The 1,588-nt window shown below is 56.1% G+C and carries 1 rRNA gene (cut by a window edge); it reads right to left on the bottom strand.

Going from position 1 to position 1,588, the window contains the following annotated elements:
• Positions 1-1,545, bottom strand: a 23S ribosomal RNA gene (locus ACH438_RS46200); it reaches 1,487 nt to the left of the window's first position.
• Between the last annotated feature and the right edge of the window lie 43 nt (positions 1,546-1,588).

Here is a 1,588-nt window from a genome sequence, read left to right as displayed (position 1 = left end):
CTGATTCGATATTTGGCGCGGATACACGGGTACGGGAATATCAACCCGTTGTCCATCGACTACGCCTGTCGGCCTCGCCTTAGGTCCCGACTCACCCTGGGCGGATTAACCTGGCCCAGGAACCCTTGGTCATTCGGCGGACGAGTTTCTCACTCGTCTTTCGCTACTCATGCCTGCATTCTCACTCGCATGGCCTCCACGGCTGGATCACTCCGCCGCTTCCCTGGCCATACGACGCTCCCCTACCCATCCGCATTCCTGGCCCGAAGGCGGGATAATATGCGAATGCCGCGGCTTCGGCGGTGTACTTGAGCCCCGCTACATTGTCGGCGCAGGATCACTTGACCAGTGAGCTATTACGCACTCTTTCAAGGGTGGCTGCTTCTAAGCCAACCTCCTGGTTGTCTTCGCGACCCCACATCCTTTTCCACTTAGTACACGCTTAGGGGCCTTAGCCGGCGATCTGGGCTGTTTCCCTCTCGACTACGAAGCTTATCCCCCGCAGTCTCACTGCCACGCTCTCACACACCGGCATTCGGAGTTTGGCTGACTTCGGTAAGCTTGTGGGCCCCCTAGGCCATCCAGTAGCTCTACCTCCGGTGTGAAACACGTGACGCTGCACCTAAATGCATTTCGGGGAGAACCAGCTATCACGGAGTTTGATTGGCCTTTCACCCCTACCCACAGCTCATCCCCTCAGTTTTCAACCTAAGTGGGTTCGGGCCTCCACGACGTCTTACCGTCGCTTCACCCTGGCCATGGGTAGATCACTCCGCTTCGGGTCCATAGTGTGCGACTACAACGCCCTATTCGGACTCGCTTTCGCTACGGCTCCCCCACACGGGTTAACCTCGCCACACACCGATGACTCGCAGGCTCATTCTTCAAAAGGCACGCCATCACCCCACCCGAAGGAGGGCTCTGACGGATTGTAAGCGCACGGTTTCAGGTACTATTTCACTCCCCTCCCGGGGTACTTTTCACCTTTCCCTCACGGTACTAGTCCGCTATCGGTCACCAGGTAGTATTCAGGCTTATCGGGTGGTCCCGACAGATTCACAGCAGATTTCACGGGCCCGCTGCTACTCGGGTGCCTACTACAACAGAGAACACGTTTTCGTCTACCGGACTCTCACCGTCTACGGTTGGCCATCCCAGACCAATTCGACTAACGCGATCTTTTCTGACTGTTGCCCAACTCGGCAGAGTTGAGAAAGTAGGTCCCACAACCCCGGCTATGCAACGACTGCCGTCTATCACACACAACCGGTTTAGCCTCTTCCGCTTTCGCTCGCCACTACTCACGGAATCACTGTTGTTTTCTCTTCCTGTGGGTACTGAGATGTTTCACTTCCCCACGTTCCCTCCACACACCCTATATATTCAGGCGCGGGTAACACGACATCACTCGTGCTGGGTTTCCCCATTCGGAAATCCTCGGATCTCAGCTCGTTTGACAGCTCCCCGAGGCTTATCGCAGCCTACTACGTCCTTCATCGGCTCCTGGTGCCAAGGCATCCACCGTACGCTCTTACACACTTACTAACAAAGATGCTCGCGTCCACTGTGCAGTTCTCAAACAACACAC

The sequence above is a fragment of the Nocardia sp. NPDC020380 genome (genome assembly GCF_044386975.1).
In the GTDB taxonomy this organism is placed as follows: domain Bacteria; phylum Actinomycetota; class Actinomycetes; order Mycobacteriales; family Mycobacteriaceae; genus Nocardia.
Note: the sequence above shows the minus strand (reverse complement) of the source record. Positions and strands in the feature narration are given on the sequence as shown.